This is a genomic window from Kitasatospora sp. NPDC101155 (genome assembly GCF_044768305.1).
Classification (GTDB): Bacteria; Actinomycetota; Actinomycetes; order Streptomycetales; family Streptomycetaceae; genus Kitasatospora.
The window spans coordinates 1-2,048 of the sequence record NZ_JBIWPN010000149.1; the positions used below are offsets into that span (position 1 = coordinate 1).

General features: G+C 68.1%; 1 protein-coding gene and 2 pseudogenes. All 3 read left to right on the forward strand.

Translation table 11 applies throughout. From position 1 onward, the window contains the following. Positions 1-440, forward strand: a pseudogene (locus tag ACIRYZ_RS46460) (transposase); the annotation flags it as partial. Positions 441-690: 250 nt separating this feature from the next. After that, positions 691-1,749 carry an IS110 family transposase gene (locus ACIRYZ_RS46465; RefSeq protein WP_402955806.1) on the forward strand — a complete coding sequence of 353 codons (1,059 nt, stop codon included), beginning with the start codon at positions 691-693 and terminating at the stop codon, positions 1,747-1,749. After that, positions 1,750-1,953, forward strand: a pseudogene (locus ACIRYZ_RS46470) (transposase); the annotation flags it as partial. Between the last annotated feature and the right edge of the window lie 95 nt (positions 1,954-2,048).

Sequence of the window (2,048 nt, forward strand, 5' to 3'; positions counted from 1 at the left end):
CCCAAGCCCGGACCCAGGGGCGCGGAAAGCAGTTCGTCACCGAGGACGTGCTGATCAGCCAGCGGCCCGCCGAGGCCGCCGACCGGGCCGTGCCCGGGCACTGGGAGGGCGACCTCATCATCGGCCTGAACAGTTCCGCGATCGGCACGCTGGTCGAGCACGCCACCCGGTTCACGATGCTCCTGCACCTGCCGCCGATGGAGGGCCACGGCGGGCCACGCGCCAAGAACGGCCCGGCTCTGGCCGGGCACGGCGCCGAGGCCGTCCGCGATGCCATCTCCGCCGCGATCACGACCCTGCCCGAGCAGCTACGCAGGTCGCTGACCTGGGACCAGGGCGCGGAGATGGCCCAGCACGCCCAACTGCGCATCGACGCTGGTCTGCAGATCTACTTCGCCGACCCGCACTCACCCTGGCAGCGGGGCACCAACGAGAACACCTATTGGTGCACTCTGAGCGGGCCGAGTTCCTCCGACGGGAGGGTGCTCGGCGGGACCGCCGGGTGACTCGGAGAACACGTGCCGCAAGGCTTTCCGTTGATCTGTCCACGGCGGTCCACAGGGCGAGAGCCCTGGCCGGGAGTGACTTGATAGAAGCCTGCTGAGCCGTCAACTCGCAATAGGTCTGTCCCCTGGCCAGGGCCCTCGCGTCTGTCCCGTCATCCGCGACCGCAGACAAGAGGACATCACGATGGTGACAGTGGGGATCGACCCGCACAAGAACGTCCACGTCGCAGTGGCCGTCGACGCCGAGGGCAGGCGGGTCAGCCGGCCGCTGACCGTCAAGAACGACGCGACTCAGATCAGCGCCCTGCTCAAGTGGATCCGCTCGATCGCCGGCGGCACCCCGGTCACCTGGGCAATCGAGGACGGCCGAGGCTTCGCCCGCCGCCTGGCCGACGGCCTGCTGCTGGCCGGCCACGAGGTCGTCTGGGTCCCCACCCGGCTGATGGCCGCCCACCGCAAACTGCACGCCGCCACCGGCTCCAAGTCCGACCCGGTCGACGCAGCCGCAGTCGCCCACGCCGCCATCGCCACCCCGGGCCTGGACCGACACCGCATCGACGAGCGCGTTCGTGAACTGCGTGTCCTGGTCGACCTGCGGGCGGACCTGGTCAAGCGCCGCACCGTGGTGATCAACCAGGTCAAGGCATACACACACCTCTGGCTCGACCACACCCCCGGCGATCTCACCCGCGCCCCGGGCCTGACCGCGCTGACGACGCTCCTGGACACCTCGGAGACCGGCCGGCACGTCCGGCGGGTCCTGTCCGAGATGCTCTCCGAGATAGCCAGCCTGAACCAGCGCATCCGCGCACTGGAGGCCACCATCCGAGAGCTGGTCAGCCCGCTGGCGCCAGCCCTGCTGGAGATCACCGGGATCAGCCACGTCTCCGCGGCGGTCCTGCTCGCCGAGATCGGCGACATCACCCGCTTCACCGACTCAGCCAAACTCGCCCGCTACACCGGATGCGCCCCGATCCCCGTCTACTCCTCCGACAAGGAACGCCACCGCCTGCACCGCGGCGGCAACCGGCGGCTGAACAGCGTGCTCTACACCGCAGCCATCGTCCAACAGCGATTCCACCCCGGTGCGAGGGACCTACTGGCCCGGCACGAGCCCACCAAGGGCGCCCGCGGCGCTCGGCGCATACTCAAGCGCCACCTGATCGACGTCATCCACCGCGCGATGCTCCGGGACCGAGCCTCCTGGCAACACCACGTCACAGAGCACCGACTCGCTGCTTGACATAGAAGCGTCAACGGCCTGCTGCGGCAGTACTTCCCGAAGGGAACCGATCTGAGCAGACACAGCCGTAGCGACCTCGATGCCGTCGCCGCTGCACTCAACGGCCGTCCTCGCAAGACCCTGCAATGGAAGACACCCTCCGAAGTCTTCAATGAGCAGCTACTGTTGATCCAACAGGGCGTTGTTGTTGCAACGACTGGTTGAACCTGGGCAATACACGTCCATCAAGCTCACAACTCGCCTGCTGAAGGCGGGAATCGAGCCGAGCATGGGAAGCGTGGGCGACTCGTTCGACAACG